The sequence below is a fragment of the Neobacillus sp. OS1-2 genome (assembly GCF_030915505.1).
GTDB lineage: Bacteria > Bacillota > Bacilli > Bacillales > Cytobacillaceae > Neobacillus.
This window is the reverse complement of sequence record NZ_CP133265.1, coordinates 1,982,268-1,998,533: the sequence shown is the minus strand read 5'-3', so window position 1 is coordinate 1,998,533 and position 16,266 is coordinate 1,982,268. Positions and strand designations below refer to the sequence as shown.

The following is a 16,266-nucleotide window of genomic DNA, read 5'->3' as shown; positions in this document are numbered from 1 at the left end:
GAATTTGAGAATTGTCCAGTTCCAGCGCCTAGGCGCTTCCACTTTTCTTTTAGCTTACCACTAATCATGATTAACTATCAAAACATAGGTGCTACAAACCAAGTTGAAATTTTTCCATTTTATGAATGAAACGTCATTCTAAAATGTTACTCCTTTATTTACGGACAAAGGACCAATTGGTTTCAAATATTAAGGTAAATTATTAAATGTATACCATGCATATAAAATGCCCAGGACAACGACTATAAATAAAAACTCCAGCCAACCGCTTTTTTTCTTTTTTCGTCGATATGCACGCCTTGAAGGCGCTTGACCGCCCTTAGTAGTATTCCTTAGTGTTTGGGCTGAAGTATGCCTAGCGGCTGCAGGTGTACGCAACGGGGGAGCAGGAGCCTTTTGCTCCACTAGACTGTCAAATAAATCAGCCCGCATTTGCTTAGCACTTTTGTAATGCCCTTGCAACGCTTTTACGATTACGGTTTCAAACTTCAATAATTCCGGCTTTTGCCTTACTGCCTCTCGGAGCTGAGAAATACCCCCAGTTGTTTTAGTCAATCGTTTTGGATAGGCAGTGTTAATCATGATCATCGCAACGGCAAATAAATCATAGGATGGCTCTGCTTTTCTAGATCCTAACCCCCAATAACCCCGGTCATAAAACTCCGTGAATTCCTTAATTGCTCTACCTTGAATAGTTGTGCCGCCCACATCTATACATCTTATTTTCGGGGGCGGTCCGGTAACAATTAGATTTTCTGGTTTTAAATCACCAAATACCCAGCCATTTTCATGAAGCTGATCCAAATCATTAAGCAGCTGCAAAAATAACACACTTGTCCACGATTTCCCTTTCTCCTGCAAAAAGGTGAGGAAGTCAGGGCCTTGGATATATTCCATGACGTAAAAGGATACTCGGCCGCGAGGTGATAACCAATCATCAACATCAAGTAAAGAAGGCCCGAGGGCTCCGGGCCCCTGGACCTTTGCAAAGGATTTCAACACATTCACCTCAGAGGTGATGGACATACCGTTATCACTCATTTTTAAGGCTACACGTGTGTCTTTGTGTTTTGCAAGGTAGACCACCCCGTTTGCACCAAATCCTAACTCTTTTATAATGGTATAGTTTTGTGAATGCCATTTCCCAGAAATGATGGTTCCCGGACTTACCTTACATTGATTCTTCAAAGTATGATTCATCATCACGTGAAAGCAGGCTCCTTAGTGATTGTTTTTGATTGAAGGCGGTTAACGCCGTCCGTAATGCCGGGCCAGTCGGTGTAATCCCTCCTGTTGACAGTTGGGAAAATACACTCGTCAAAACTTGCAGCTTCGGTGTCCAATCCAGCAATTTTTCGACATCATTCTTTTTCCCGGGAAATACATAAACGGAAAATTGATTTTCACCTGTTCGAGCATTCAGGCTTAGGGACAGGTCGAGAAGTGCCTCTTTTACGGTTGGCAGCTTTTGTTTCATGCTTGCGCTTGTATCGACAAGAATCAACACTTCCAATTCGACAGTTTCTCCTAATTCATCAACAACCTCCATAACCTCGCCGCGTTTATCTGGCGGCAAGTCCTCCATCGTTTGCGAGCGACCTAATATTTGTTGTAATTGGGAATTCACCACACCTTGGATGGTTTGGTTCATCGCTTTACGGGTGACCATTTGCACGGTTTGAGAAAGTGCTTCAGCATAAACAATCTGACTGACACCACCGCCTGACATCGCAATGCCATCAATTTCAGTCATTCCCTTTTCATCAATCACATCCTTTTCGATGACACCGATTACATTCACAGTTATTCCTTGTTCCTTCGCGAGTGCCGCCATGGCAATCGGATCTTCTCCTTGGTTCGAGCAACCATCGGTAATCAATAATATTTGCCGGATCTTCCCTGTATACATAACCTTCTCCCTCCACGAAACGTATTTGTACCATTTTCGACGGGAACAGGGTGATTTATACATATTTTAATCGAGGAGAGTGTAAAATAATCGATTAGACTTAGGCTTGTTTTTTATAAACGGGAATCGATGCCCATTTCGGTGTATTATGTTTGATTCTTGCCACCGTCACCGTCATATCATCTTCTATTAATCCCGATCTTGACCTGATTACATCCTCCATAATTAAATCAGCTACCGCTTGCGGATCATCTGTCTCCAATTCCTGTACTTTTCGTTTCATCCATAGATCATAATTTTCTACATGTTTCGGACCCTCGAATACCCCGTCGCTCATCATGATTAATAAATCACCTGCTTTTAATTGTTCGCTAACGACATCGACCTCAAATTCCTGTAGGATCCCTATTGGCAAATTGCTCGCTTGGATTTTAATAACTTTATTTCCCCTTTTGATAAAACTAGGTGTGGAGCCAATTTTCAAAAATTTCGCGGAGGCATTTTTCAAATCGATCATTGCCAAATCTAAAGTAGAAAAAACCTCGTCGGTTGTCCGCAATGATAGAATCGAATTAATCGATTTAATTGCTGTCTTTTCTTCAATCCCGGATTGGAGGATTTTTTGCAAAAGCTGCAGGGTTTCATTACTTTCATAATGAGCTCTCTCCCCGTTGCCCATGCCATCACTAATGGCAATGGCATACTTTCCAAGCCCCAGCTCAATGGTGGAATAACTATCACCTGATATTAACCCGCCATCCTTAGCGGCATGGGCTACCCCTGTTTCCACTGTAAAGGCTTTTGACGATCTAAAGGTGACATGACAGAAGCCGCTAGGGTTTGTCGCACACTCCTCCTTGTTTACGATAATCGTTTCACCAAGAATATCGGACAACATCGGTGCAATCAGTTTTTCACACTCTCCATGGCCATTACAAAATGGGACTGCCATTTCAATATCAATATTCCCTTGTTCAAGACTGTAGATCTCAACCTGTTCGATATGGATCCCAAACTCTTGAATCGCCTCCATGATTTGTTCTTCTTGCTTATGATGATTTTCCCTTTCCCGTTGAATTTCCTTTGCGAAGTTTTCCATTACTTCAGAAACACCAAGTAATTGGTCGGCCACCAGTTTGCGGCTTTCCCGTACTTGTTTTTTTAATTTTAAATTGGCCTGAAAAAAGGTTAATTCTTGGCCGATGGTTTCATAGACCTTCTTGGAACGGGAGCAATGCTTTTCCCATTCCCTTGACAGCCTCGGAGAAACATTCCCTGCGTTTTGATCCATTTCGTGAATAATTTCCTCCATATAAGCATAGGTTGTATTAAAATTCTTTGCCCAGCATTGTTCTTTTTTAAAGCATGTCTGGCATGTCTTTTCCGTGACATTGCTCATGAAGAAATCCATTTCTCGGTCCTGTTCATCATCCTCTGACAATATTTCCATTTGTGAGAAACTTTGTGAAAGGGCATGGAAGACACCCGAAAACTGTGAAACCCGTTGTGCAGTCACATCGCGCATTTTACGCATATACTTTTGTTGCTCTGCTGTGTATTCCGGTGTCCCAGGGATATATTTTGCTAATCTTGAAGTAAACGCTTGTGGTGTTAAGAGGAATAAAAGAACAGCGGCACTGGATTCCATAACCGTCTTTAGGATAGAACTGCCGCCCTCACCATACATTCCGATGAGCAGGGTAGCAATAAACAAGCCGATGGAGACACCTATTTTTTTTCCTTCCTTCAACAAGCCCCCTAGCACACCCGAAAAGGCTAAAAGACTCATATGATAGAAGCTTGATACACTTGCAAGGCTAAATATTAAGCCCGTCACGACACCAACAGTAGAGCCAACGGTTGCGCCGGCAATAAACGAAAAGACCAAAACTAAATATCTCGACATGATATGTTCAACCGACATATCGTACACCTTCCAGCCAATTGTTCCGGACAAAATGGAGGCCAGCATGATGATCAAGCAAACGATTTCTTCCGTTTTTAACAATTGCCGGCGTTTATTCAAAGTTAACAACGGAATACTCTGTAAAAAAATAAGTGTTAAGATAAACGCAAGGCTTGCCTGCACACCCACCATCATGACATCATATAGCGTTAATTGTTTCGTTATGATGAAGGCTTCGGCAAATTTCCCTACTCCAAGAATAATGCCGACAAAAAAAGGCAGTGATCGCATTTCATTTGTCAGCCACTTTTGACTGATGCGAAATATAATCAAAAAGACAATAGTGACGCTGAAAGTGAAAGCGGCATTGGATAATGAAACCGTTGCGGCCCCCACAATCAGTCCAATCAGGGCAAGCGGTGCCCGATCTCTTTTAATTAAATAAACAGAAGCAAAGAAAGGAAGACTGAACGGGGTGAGCTTCGCCAAAATTAAGGCTCGTCCAAGCAAAAATCCCACTAATAATAAGAGATAACCCTTTTTGATAAAAAAGGATTCAAGCGCGAATTGAATTTTCCTAAAGAATCTACCCGGATCCCATTTAGATGAATGAAGGCTGACTTCTCCGACCGGCTCTATAAAACTCACGTTTGTCTTTTCCATTAAATCACTCTCCCTATACTTTCATCGTTGCCCACTATTATAAAATTAATAGACTTAAAAGTTTGTCAAAATAGTGAACAAGATAAAATAATCGTTCGACGCAATTCAACTAAAATTACCCAAACAACATAATCATGTCGTATAAAGGAATAATACAAAAAGCGTAAGCGCCCTGGTCAGCGGCGTATGGCCTGGAGCGCTCCAACTGAGATAAAGGAAACACGAAGAGCGTCAGCGATTCGATGTTGACTTATCGTAGGGCGGAGAGCGAAGGACACTAGCCGCTAGGGCGCTGGAGCTGGATTCAGATAACTATTCCAAGTTATCCATACTAGTATGAATCTATAATTTCCTTGACAATAAAAAAGACAAGTCGCTTTTGACTTGTCTTTTACTATATCTGTAAGGTGAAAACCTGCATTATTCAATTAAACAGCAGCAAGCTACCCCCGCTTAGCTCCTCTTCCTCCACGCTTGGATTCCGTGTGCCGCTTCAGGGAAGATAAACGATCCTCACTGTCTTTTAGGAACTTTGACATCTTTGACTCGAAGGTTTCCCCTTTGTTGTTGTTACGATCGTTTGGCCGGCCTTGACGAGGACGTTGCGAATGTGAATGTTGTCTTCTTTCAGGTTCGGGTCTATCCTTTGCCTTTTTAATCGATAAACCAATTTTTCCGTCCTTCTCAACATTGATGACTTTTACCTCAACCTGATCGCCAACCTTTAGGTGATCATTGATGTCCTTCACATAGTTATCAGCAACCTCACTAATGTGAACGAGTCCTGTTGAGCCATCTGGCAGCTCCACAAACGCACCGAAATTTGTAATCCCTGTTACCTTTCCTTGTAACTTGCTGCCTACTTCAATTGACATAAAAAGAACGTTCCTCCTTAAAAGTATAAAAATCAAGATTACTCTATATTATACAAAACAGAAAAATTCAGTGTCAATAACACGCGACAATGGGTCAATTTTCTTTCTTTTCATCAGGAAGGTTAAAGATTGTTTCATTTGGTTCCGAGAAAAAGTACTCTTTTCTAGCCAGCTTCCCAATGTAATCATCATCATTCAATTTAATAATATCCTCTTTCAGAACTTCTTGCTGCTTCTTTAATTCAGAAAGTTCATGGTCAGACTTCTTCTTTTGGGCAACTTTTTCCTGGAGTTTTGCGGTCTGGGAAATATAGCTGGAAATCATCAGATACGATAGTAAGCTAGCAAAAACAAAAAATAAGGATAATCGCCTTAGTAATAGTTTTCTTTTTCTAGCAGAGGCAATTTCAGCATATTCTTTTTGCTCAACATAGGTTGTCTGGATTTTTGACACATTTTTTTTCCGATCTGCGTCCACTTCCCTTCCCTCCTCACTCTTTTCTACTTTTCCATTTATCTATCCATTTACTACTATAATTCCTTATTTTTTCAAAAATTCCTGCCGTTCTATTATATAACTTCTCGACGGAATTTTTAATACCTTTCGGCATAAATTTCCAAAATAATGACACAATTGTTTTTAATGGCACATAAATGATCTTCAATACCAATAATACAAGCTTAAAAACAAATTTGACAAGGGTTAATAGTCCCCTGCCAAGTGCAAGAATGATCGTAATCACAAGTTGAATAAGACCCACGACAGGTTTATAGATCAAGAGCTGGAAGGTTTTCTTCAAAAACGTCACGATGGAGATAACTGTTTGAATCACGATCTCTAATAAACGTAGATAAAACCCTTTAAACAAGCTCTGGTAGGCCGCAAACCCGCAAACAAGGGCAATAAAGATATAAAATCGCAATTCCCCATTATTCACTAAGAATAACGTATAAAAAACAATCAAAGCCTGAATGATCCAAAATAAGATATCATTAAGGAAAACAATCCAAGCTCGTTGTTTTGGTCGTTTTAAAAACCGCTGGTACGTATCAAACATAGCGCCAAATAACGACCCCATGCCAACCATTGAAAGCATTGTTAAAAATTGCGTCGAAAGGGTCATCGAAATAACTTGCTAAAGAAACCTTTAGCTTTCTCCCCATGCTGCTCATCTAAGTAGACTAAATCAAATATCTTACCTTTAATGGAGACAATCCCTTTTTCAACATCAAGGTTTTTCATTGTTAAGTTTTGTCCCTTTATCGCTAAGAACCCCATTGACGTTTCCAATAAAAATTCTTCATTATCAAAGCTTTCTACTTGCTTGACACCGGTAATTTCGAGAAGCTTTCTTCCTCTCATAATGACATCATGATCCGGCACACTACTCTTCGTCGGCTGGTTATCATAATATTGGCTCACTCTACATCCCCCACAATCATTTGTACAACCTTTGGTAAAATGTATGTGCAGGGCAGTAAAAATAGAACAGCTTTAGTCGTTTGAGCCAAGTCTCTCTTCAGTTAAAATCGTATACATCTCCGCCGCTTCATCTTTGCGTGATGTTTCCTGAATCCGGTCTATTCTTGCCGTCACCTTGCGATTTCCAAGACGAATGGTTAATTCATCACCGACCTTAACAGTTGTGCTGGCTTTTGCCTCTTTCCCGTTAACCTCAATTCTACCTTGGTCAGAAACTTCTTTGCCAACGTTCTTCTTTTAATTAATCTTGATACTTTTAAAAACTTATCTAAACGCATATTGCCAATCCTCCTATTTTCCATTATCAGAATGTATCTCATGGGGCTTTGAGAAATGTCCAGCTCTAACGCCCGCTGAACAGGGCGCTTGCGCTTTTCTTATAATCCTTTACCCTTTGCCTTGTCCCAATAGTGGTCAAGCTCCTCAAGTGTATGCTCCTCAAACGATCTGCCACTTCTCTGTACGCTTTCCTCCACGTATTGAAACCTACGGATAAACTTTTCGTTTGTTTCAAATAAGGCTTCCTCCGGATGAATCTTTAAAAACCTGGCGACATTGACAAAGGCAAATACCAAATCTCCAAATTCCTTTTTAGCAAGCAGTAGACCTTCCGCCGTCCCGTCTAATTCTGCCACAAATTCATCGAGCTCTTCTTTCACTTTCGCCAAGGCAGGGGTAATTTCCTGCCAATCAAAGCCAACCTTTGCCGCTAACTTTTGCAGCTCATACGCCCGTAGTAAATTGGGCTGTGCTTTTGAGACACCCGCAAGCATGGATGTAGTTGGTTCCACTCCGCCCTTTTCCTGTTGCTTTATTTCCTGCCAGTTCTGCACTACTTCTTCCGCACTTTCTGCCTTCCCTGTACCAAACACATGCGGATGGCGGCGGATCATTTTCGCTGACAACACCTCAATAATGTCATCAATGGAAAAATAGCCATCATCCTCGCCAATTTGTGCATGGAGCATCACCTGCAGCAGCACATCCCCTAGTTCTTCTATTAAATGGTCAATATCGCCGTCATTAATAGCCTCGATAACCTCATAGGTTTCTTCTATTAAATATTTCTTTAATGATTCATGTGTTTGTTCCTTATCCCACGGACAGCCATTTGGTCCTCGCAAAACAGAAATAATCTCCCTTAACTTAGAGAAATTCTTCAATAAGATTTGTTCTTCCCTCACCGGCGGGATATAAACAGTGGTTAGGTTGTTAATCGAGACATTTCGATCCAACTCATACAATGGCACTTTTTCGATGACTTCTTGATTACTTCCGGCTGCTGTTACAATATAGATCTCGTAATCATCAGGTAACTTTTCCATTAAGGTTAACTTTACGTTGGATGCCACAAATTGATCGTACACCTGGCTAATAAAGATATGCTGCTCGATTTGCAGCTGGCTTGACAGAAGCGACGTCCCGTCCAGTAGTTGGAACCCCTCAATAGGGTCTATTTTTAAGGCAGAGAATAGTGGATCAATAAAACTTTGCCCTCCGCCAATGATTACCTCAACCCCTTCTTTTGGCGCATACTCCAAAAGAAGTTGTACCGTACGCTCGGCCACAAGCGGGTGTCCCGGAACAGCATAAATAATCGACTCACTTTTTGCCTTTTGCAACAGTGCCTGGGCAATTTCCTCATAAACCGCCTCAAACTGTTCGTGTTTCACGTAAACAGTATCAAAGGAAATATACGTCAGCCCTTCCTTTTCTAAATCCGCCACCACCGGATGCTCTTTTGTTCGTAAAAATAAGCCACCGCCTGCATGAAGTAATTTTTTATAAACACCAACTGGCAACTGCTCCAAGTCTCCAGCTCCTAAGCCCACTATTTCAATTCTTTTTTCCATTTGATTATCTCCTATCCTTTCGTGCTATTAGATGTATTAATTTACTTCCGAACGGGAATAAGGCCAATTCTTCCTCACGAAAGACGTTTCCGCGAATGATCACCAATAAAAAGAGCAGGCCGCCAAGTCCCACAGCACTTAAAGCTTGCATAGCAGCACCTAAACGATGCAATACGAAGAGGTTCACCACATAATCTGTCACAACTATATAACCTTTTAAGAACAGAACCAGCAAAACAGCTGCCATCAGAACAATTCTGATAAAATGCCAATCGAAAAGCGGTCGTATAGTCATTTTTCTAAATTTAAGGAACAACAAGCACGAGACCAAACCTAATGAAAGCAGGGATGAAATAGCGGCCCCCATGGTTCCATATAACGGAATAAAGATACTATTTAAACTATATTTTAGTGGAAAAGAGACTACCACAGCAAATGCCGGAAATAGTAGGCTGCCAAGTCCCTGCATGATGGCAATCACTGTTGAGATGATCGAGGTGAAAAGAATGACAAACCCGAGTACTCCCAGTACAGATGACCCCCATTGGTTTTCAAATAGCATGGTATTCGTTTGCTCAATAATGGCCCATAAACCAGCAGATGCACCTAACCCGATCACCGTACTAACTTTGAGCGCCAATTGGACCTTATCATGCAGTTCATCCGACTTTTCCGCCAAGCGTGCCCGGCTAATAAGCGGCACAAGGGTTAACGCCATGGAGGTGGCCGCAACAGTTCCTAACTGAATTAACGGCTGGCCGCGATCAAAGATCCCCTTCATGCTTTTCGCCAGATCCGCTTCCATGCCACCTGCAACAAGTAAAGGATAGAGCGTTAAGGAATCTGCTAATTGAATAAATATCATCAGCATCCCGCTTAAACAAATCATCAGCCCTTGGAAAATCAAAGCCTTTACAATCCCTTTGACCTCCGTCCAGCTATTTTGAGACATTCGCTGTTCCGGTTTGACCTCTTTCCATTCTTTACGAACCAACAAAAACATAAACAAAATAACGGCGGCTACAATACTCCCGGTAATTGAGCCAAACATTGCCCCGCCACCCACTAAATAAAGGGAATAGCCCTTTTGCATAAAAAGATACGATAGGAACAATATTGTCAGCACCCGAACCGATTGTTCACCAACCTGTGAGAGGGCTGTAGGAACCATATTGCCAATCCCTTGATAATATCCCCTTAATATTGAAACAAGCGGAAAGGTTAAAAACACAATTGAAACAACCCTTAAAAGAATAGCTAGCTGGGGGTCATTCATCCAGTTGGCTATTCCTTTTGCACCGATATAGAGCACTAAAAAACAAATAATGCCAACTACTTGTAAAAAAACAAAGGCCACCAGTAGAAGTAGTCGCGATTTTGAATCGTTGCCTGTTTCCCTTTGTTCTGCATAAAGTTTGGAGATGACAACAGGAAATCCTGTTGTCGCCAAGACGATTGCCATCCCATAAAACGGGTACACTTGTTGATAAATATAAAAACCAATATCGCCGACAATATTTTGAAAAGGAATCCTGTAAAAGGCACTTAATATTTTCGTCAAGATCGCAGCGATTGTTAAAATAAAAGCCCCTTTAAATAGGGATTTTGATTGATTCATGGTATTCATTGCTTCACCTACTAAATGAACTAAGAAGGTAATTATAGCACATTGTGGTAATTGACAATTAAAAAAACCAGGCAAATACCTGGTTCTCATACCTTACATTCTTATTATAAATCATTAATGACAATATAACTTGCCTTTATAGGGCCATGTACGCCAACGACAAGGTTCAGCTCAATATCAGCCGAGTTACTTGGACCGGTAATAAAATTGATGCAGGAGGCTACGTGTCCGGTCTCTTCGTAAATTTCCCGCATCTTCACTGCTGCCTGAGTCATTCTCGGAACAAGGCTGCTTTTCGGAATCAACATTATCGATGTTGCCGGTAAGAAGCTGACCGTTCTGCCCTTATCTTTATTACTAAAAAGGACCACTGTACCCGATTCAGCAAGGGTTATTTCACTGATTGTGATGCCGACATTCGCCTTTTCTGCATGATGAATGTTCTCTTCACCTAAGGTATAGTCCCACTCAAACATATCGATCTTTTGCATCGGCCATTTTTGTTTAAATAGGGAATCTAGCCCCCACTCAGAGAACCTGTCATCTTTCCACGTCACAACTGGGCCGCCGCCATAGTCAAGGACCACATCATTTACGACAGCTGACAAATCTTTTAAGTCAGTTGTATACATCTTTGTATGGATCTTTTTGCAATGTTCCTCAAAGACAGCTAAAAGATCATCCTGTGTTGCATCCTTTAATACTTCATATTGTGGCTGAAACTTCCAGTTCGGCCTTTCAATTGGAGTCGAAATTCGCGGCCGGTTCAGACGGCTGGCAAGTTGATTTAAAAATTGATCTTGGTTTTGGATGGTGCCGTTCATGTTTAGTTGTCTCCTTTCTCGCGCTGTTTAAACCAATCTCTGAATCTCTCTTTATTTGGAGCAGGGAATTCCCGTATATCCGTCCAAGCCTTAAGCGGCCCCGGCCCTTTGGTGATTTTATCGCCCGACGTAAATGGCGTCATGGCAGCAGGTGCAATTTTTGAACCAAATTTATACAAAGCAGGTGACGAAGCGCCAAGCCCAAATGCCTTCATTAATAGCTTTTCAGAAACAGGTGCTTTCCCTTCCTTTTCAACAATGTTTACCCGGTGTTGATGAAGCAAATTATGCAATGGGATTTTCACTGGACAGACTTCCGTACATGCACCACAAAGGGTAGAGGCATATGGAAGCTCTTTATATTCATCATATCCCCCTAGTAATGGTGAAAGAACGGCACCTACCGGCCCTGGATAGATGGATCCGTAGGAATGACCGCCAATATGACGATAAACAGGGCATACATTGATACAAGCCCCGCAGCGGATACATTGAAGGATGGATTGGAACTCGCTTCCCAGAATTTCTGATCTGCCGTTATCAACAATGACAAGGTGAAATTCCTCGGGGCCGTCCACATCCAATTCTTCACGCGGACCAGTTAAAACGGTAATATAACTGGTTAGCTTCTGTCCAACCGCACTGCGCGTCAACATACTAACAAGGACTTCCATTTCCTCAAAAGTAGGAACAATTCGTTCCATTCCCATAACAGTGATTTGTGTTTTTGGCAAGGCCGTGACTAAATCAGCATTTCCTTCGTTCGTCACTAAGCTAAAGGAACCCGTTTCAGCCACTGCAAAATTACAGCCGGTAATCCCGATATCGGCTTCAAGGAATTTTTCACGCAACGTCACACGTGCTTGGTAGGCAAGCTCCTCGGGTTTTGACGTTTTCGTATAACCAAGTTTTTTCGCAAAGACATCACGAATTTGTTCTTTGTTTTTATGAAGTGCAGGTACCACAATATGTGATGGCGGATCATGCTCATCGAGTTGGAGAATATATTCCCCGAGATCCGTCTCGACTACCTCGCAGCCTTCTTCCTCCAGCATCCCATTTAAGCTGATTTCCTCTGTTACCATTGATTTCGCCTTAACGACCTTTTTGGCGTTTTTACGCTGTACAACACCTCTAATATAATCATTGGCCTCTTCCTTCGTTTGCGCAAAAAAGACATGGCCGCCGCGCGCAGCAATGTTTTCGCTTAACTGCTCCAAATAATAATCGAGGTGCTCAAGCACATGCTGGCGGATTTCCTCGCCATGATTGCGCCAATCCTCCCAATTATCTAATTCATCAGTTGTGACAACTTTTCGTTTAATCCCCATACCATCTTGGGCACCGGCGACAGCACCCCGCATAAATTGATCATGAATGCCATGATCAACACGATCTTTAAACTTTTCCGTACTAATCTTCATTGCCATTTGAATTTCCCCCCAGTCTATAAAAAGCAGTGACCCATTAGTGGCTATTTAATACTTCAGCAATATGCATGACTTTTACCTGTTTGCCTACCCTTTCCATTCGGCCGCCAATATTCATTAAGCAGGCACCATCGGCTCCGATCAGATACTCAGCCCCTGTCTCTTCGACATGACGAACCTTTTCATCGACCATTTGCTCTGATATTTGAGCGTTTTTTACGGAGAAGGTTCCGCCAAAGCCACAGCATTGTTCTTTACCTGGTAATTCTGTGAACTTCAATCCTTTCACATTTTTTAATAGAATCATTGGCGGTTCTTTTACCCCTAATAATCGTGTCATGTGACAAGAAGTATGGTAGGTAGCCGTTCCCTCTAAAGTAGCGCCAACATCTTCAATTTTTAAAACCTCCACAATAAATTGCGTCAGTTCGTAAGTCTTTTCCGCTAATTGTTTTGCCTTTGGCTCCCAGACAGGATCTCCTGCAAAAATATGAGGATATTCGTGAAACATAAACGCACATGAGCCGGATGGTGAAACAACGTATTCGGCATGATTAAACGTTTCAATCATTCTCTTCATCGCTTCTTTTGATTCCTTGACATAACCGCTATTATAAGCTGGCTGGCCGCAGCATACTTGAGACTCCGGGAATTCAACCTCGCACCCAAGTCTTTCAAGTAGTTCAACTGTCGCCCTTCCTACATTGCTCTGGAACATATCGACGATACATGTTGCAAAAAGAGAAACCTTCATTTTTTTCTCCCTCTCTCACTTTTTTAAAATTTTCAAACATAGCAAACTGGTAAACCGGTCATCTGATGACCTAACAATGTTAATATTCTATATTCTACATCAAAAATTGCAAGAGGAGAAAGGGTTTTCATCAAAAAAGATGATTTTCCACCTTGTTAAGGGATAGAAAAAGAGCTCTCAATGTGTGAGAACTCCTTTTCTATCCTATTTCTCATGATTAAACATCGACGTATGCTGGAAATATTCTTTCAGGATCTTATCCACATTTCCAAGATGAATCAGCATCCTATTTCGCGCTTCGGTTTCATCTTGATTCTTAATTGCCTCATATATCGCCAAATGCTCATGATATAACCGCTCTAATGTTGTTTGTTTTGAAAATAACCATACCCTGCGTGTTTCTCGCATGGTCTCCACCATTAAATCGGAAACATGATTCATTAAACTCGCCAGCAACTGATTTTGTGCGGCATCAGCTAGTGCCAGGTGAAACTGTAAATCGGCTTTTTCACCTAGTTCTTCATTCCCTTTTGCCCCATTCATTGCCTCAAGTGCAGCCTCCATCATAGCTAGATGCTGTTCCGTTCTTCGTTTGGCGGCGGCGGCTGCTGTCCCGCTTTCAATAATCTTTCGTACCTCTACTAACTCAGCAATATCTTCCTTATTCATTAAAATGGCAGTTGACAGTGGGAAAGTAATTTGGTCTTTTTCAAATTCCTTCACAAAGGTTCCTTCCCCTTGCTTCATTTCTATTAGTCCCATTGCACGCAATGACGTTAATGCCTCACGAATCGCAGAACGTCCTACCTGAAAGCTTTCAGCGAGTTGTTGAACAGAGTCTATTTTTTCACCCGGTTTTAGCCTTCCTGCCCGAATCATCTCATAGATTGCTTCGGCAACCTCTTCATAAATCTTCTTCGGTTTGATCTTTTTATATTCCATTCACTGAGCCCCTTTAACAATACGTCAGGTTATCGTAAATCTAATTATACCCTTTTTCGAAAAATTATCGAGAAAATGAATTGGCCATTTAAAAGCTAAACATAAATTATGGAAAAATGTAAATTTTCTATTGTAATTTTATTTTAATATCCATATAATTCATCTTATCAGCTTGTTAAACATCTAATCATCTGATGACCTAGTCACCAACATTTGTAAGCGATTACTCCGTTAAAGGAGAACGAACAATGAATCAGGGGAAGATTCAACAAACAAATCTATTTGGGAGGAAATTTGCGAATGACATTTACTCAAAACTTTACCGCTGTTGGGAACAATCTTGGACTTACCGCGATTGTTGCACTAATACCCATCCTTTACTTTTTTTGGGCATTAGCTATAAAAAGAATGAAGGGGCATATTGCTGGTCTTACAACATTAATCCTTGCTATTATTATTGCCGTTATTGCCTATAAAGTACCGGCTGGAATGGCCGTAATGTCGGCAACACAGGGGGCTGTATATGGAGTTTTACCGATTGGCTGGATCATTATTGCCTCAGTTTTTTTATACAAACTGACTGTAAAATCAGGTCAATTTGATATCATTCGTCACTCTGTGTTATCTATTACGGAGGACCGTCGATTACAAGCATTATTGGTAGCGTTCTCTTTTGGGGCCTTTTTGGAAGGGGCTGCAGGATTTGGTGCGCCGGTAGCTATTTCAGCCGCATTATTAGTTGGATTAGGATTTAACCCGCTTTATGCTGCCGGTATATGCCTGATTGCCAATACCGCACCGGTTGCTTTTGGCGCCATTGGTGCACCTGTTATTGCAATGGAAGGGCCTTCGGGGATTCCGGCAACTGAAATTTCAAAAATGATCGGCCGTCAGCTGCCATTTTTATCTGTATTTATTCCCTTTTACCTTGTTTTCATTATGGCTGGTTTCAAAAAAACGATGGAAGTTTTGCCTGCCGTTCTGGTATCAGGTATTTCCTTTGCCGTTACACAGTATTTATCATCAAACTTTTTAGGACCAGAGCTTCCCGATATTTTATCATCATTAGTATCTTTAGTCGCCCTGGCTATATTCCTAAATTTCTGGAAGCCGAAAACCATTTTCCGCTTTTCTGCCGAACAAGAACTTGCAGCAACTGCTGCCGTCAAAAATAACACATCAAAAGAAGTACATTACACAGGCGGACAAATATTTAAAGCATGGTCACCCTTTGTTCTGCTAACGGCAACGATCACACTTTGGGGAATTCCTGCCATTAAACTTGCTTTAGGCGGTCACTATCAAGGGGCTAATGCCATCCTAAAAGCCGTTAATTCAGTCGGACATGTCTTAACCTTTATACCTGAGGTTCCATTGGTCCATAACAAAGTATTTAGTAAAGCAGGTGCCGAGCCAATCGCGGCATTTTATAAGGTTGAGCTTTTAGCGGCTGCTGGTACAGCCATTTTAATCGCAGCCATCATCACAAAGTTTATTGTAAAAATGTCTTGGAAAACATGGGTTGGAACGTTTAGCGAAACATTGAACGAAGTGAAATTCCCACTCATGACCATCGCCTCAGTGGTGGGTTTTGCCTATGTCATCAACGTGGCCGGAATGAGTACGACGCTTGGACTAGCCCTAGCTAAAACAGGATCAACCTTTTTCCCATTCTTCTCACCTTTCCTTGGCTGGCTAGGAGTATTTGTAACAGGATCCGATACTTCAGCAAATGTTTTGTTCGCCAACTTACAAAAGGTCACAGCGGAATCAATTGGTATGAATCCAATCCTAGCACTTGCAGCAAACTCTTCAGGTGGTGTTACCGGTAAAATGATTTCGCCGCAATCAATTGCTGTTGCCTGTGCCGCAGTTGGGCTAGTCGGAAAAGAATCAGAGCTCTTTCGTTTTACAATAAAACACAGCATTTTCTTAGTTATTATAGTTGGAGTCATCGTTTGGCTGCAAAACACTGTCCTAACTTTTATGATTCCGTAAAA

Annotated in this window: 14 protein-coding genes and 1 pseudogene; 1 reads left to right on the top strand and 14 read right to left on the bottom strand. The window is 41.6% G+C overall.

Features of this window, described 5'->3' with window-relative positions; translation table 11 throughout:
- Positions 1–189 precede the first annotated feature (189 nt).
- The 14 genes and pseudogenes from RCG19_RS09775 to RCG19_RS09710 all read right to left on the bottom strand — a co-directional run bounded on the left by RCG19_RS09775 (position 190) and on the right by RCG19_RS09710 (position 14,266).
- Positions 190–1,203, bottom strand: coding sequence for a protein kinase domain-containing protein (locus tag RCG19_RS09775; RefSeq protein WP_308110967.1), 1,014 nt, complete (start codon positions 1,201–1,203; stop codon positions 190–192).
- Positions 1,172–1,909, bottom strand: a complete 738-nt coding sequence (locus tag RCG19_RS09770) for a vWA domain-containing protein (RefSeq protein WP_166243892.1) — start codon at positions 1,907–1,909, stop codon at positions 1,172–1,174. The genes RCG19_RS09775 and RCG19_RS09770 overlap by 32 nt, the downstream gene beginning before the upstream one ends.
- 100 nt (positions 1,910–2,009) lie before the next feature.
- On the bottom strand, positions 2,010–4,478 hold the full coding sequence (spoIIE, locus tag RCG19_RS09765) for a stage II sporulation protein E (RefSeq protein WP_166243890.1): 2,469 nt from the start codon (positions 4,476–4,478) through the stop codon (positions 2,010–2,012).
- A gap of 443 nt (positions 4,479–4,921) precedes the next feature.
- Positions 4,922–5,353: a S1 domain-containing RNA-binding protein gene (locus tag RCG19_RS09760; RefSeq protein ID WP_308110670.1), complete on the bottom strand. Its 432-nt coding sequence runs from the start codon at positions 5,351–5,353 to the stop codon at positions 4,922–4,924.
- Between the two features lie 94 nt (positions 5,354–5,447).
- A complete protein-coding gene (locus RCG19_RS09755; RefSeq protein ID WP_308110669.1) occupies positions 5,448–5,831 on the bottom strand; it encodes an FtsB family cell division protein in 384 nt (127 codons plus the stop codon).
- 13 nt (positions 5,832–5,844) lie between these two features.
- Positions 5,845–6,477, bottom strand: a complete 633-nt coding sequence (yabQ, locus tag RCG19_RS09750; protein ID WP_308110668.1) for a spore cortex biosynthesis protein YabQ — start codon at positions 6,475–6,477, stop codon at positions 5,845–5,847.
- Entirely contained in the window at positions 6,474–6,776 is a 303-nt protein-coding gene (gene yabP / locus RCG19_RS09745; protein ID WP_308110667.1) for a sporulation protein YabP, read from the bottom strand. The genes yabQ and yabP overlap by 4 nt, the downstream gene beginning before the upstream one ends.
- 72 nt (positions 6,777–6,848) lie before the next feature.
- Positions 6,849–7,114 (bottom strand): annotated as a pseudogene (locus RCG19_RS09740) (RNA-binding S4 domain-containing protein).
- Positions 7,115–7,213: 99 nt separating this feature from the next.
- Positions 7,214–8,689, bottom strand: a complete 1,476-nt coding sequence (gene mazG / locus RCG19_RS09735) for a bifunctional methyltransferase/pyrophosphohydrolase YabN (RefSeq protein WP_308110666.1) — start codon at positions 8,687–8,689, stop codon at positions 7,214–7,216.
- A 4-nt stretch (positions 8,690–8,693) separates the two neighbouring features.
- Positions 8,694–10,316 (bottom strand): putative polysaccharide biosynthesis protein, encoded by a 1,623-nt coding sequence (locus RCG19_RS09730; protein WP_308110665.1) that lies wholly within the window; start codon positions 10,314–10,316, stop codon positions 8,694–8,696.
- A 104-nt stretch (positions 10,317–10,420) separates the two neighbouring features.
- The gene (locus RCG19_RS09725) at positions 10,421–11,140 is read right to left on the bottom strand and encodes a LutC/YkgG family protein (RefSeq protein WP_308110664.1); all 720 of its coding nucleotides are present in this window, start codon (positions 11,138–11,140) and stop codon (positions 10,421–10,423) included.
- A gap of 2 nt (positions 11,141–11,142) precedes the next feature.
- Entirely contained in the window at positions 11,143–12,570 is a 1,428-nt protein-coding gene (locus RCG19_RS09720) for a LutB/LldF family L-lactate oxidation iron-sulfur protein (RefSeq protein ID WP_308110663.1), read from the bottom strand.
- 37 nt (positions 12,571–12,607) lie between these two features.
- Positions 12,608–13,324, bottom strand: coding sequence for a (Fe-S)-binding protein (locus tag RCG19_RS09715; protein ID WP_166243872.1), 717 nt, complete (start codon positions 13,322–13,324; stop codon positions 12,608–12,610).
- Positions 13,325–13,528: 204 nt separating this feature from the next.
- Complete coding sequence (locus tag RCG19_RS09710; RefSeq protein WP_308110662.1) at positions 13,529–14,266, bottom strand: FadR/GntR family transcriptional regulator; 738 nt, start codon at positions 14,264–14,266, stop codon at positions 13,529–13,531.
- A 300-nt stretch (positions 14,267–14,566) separates the two neighbouring features.
- On the opposite strand from RCG19_RS09710, the gene RCG19_RS09705 reads away from it, so the two are divergent.
- Positions 14,567–16,264, top strand: coding sequence for an L-lactate permease (locus tag RCG19_RS09705; RefSeq protein WP_308110661.1), 1,698 nt, complete (start codon positions 14,567–14,569; stop codon positions 16,262–16,264).
- Positions 16,265–16,266: the final 2 nt, after the last annotated feature.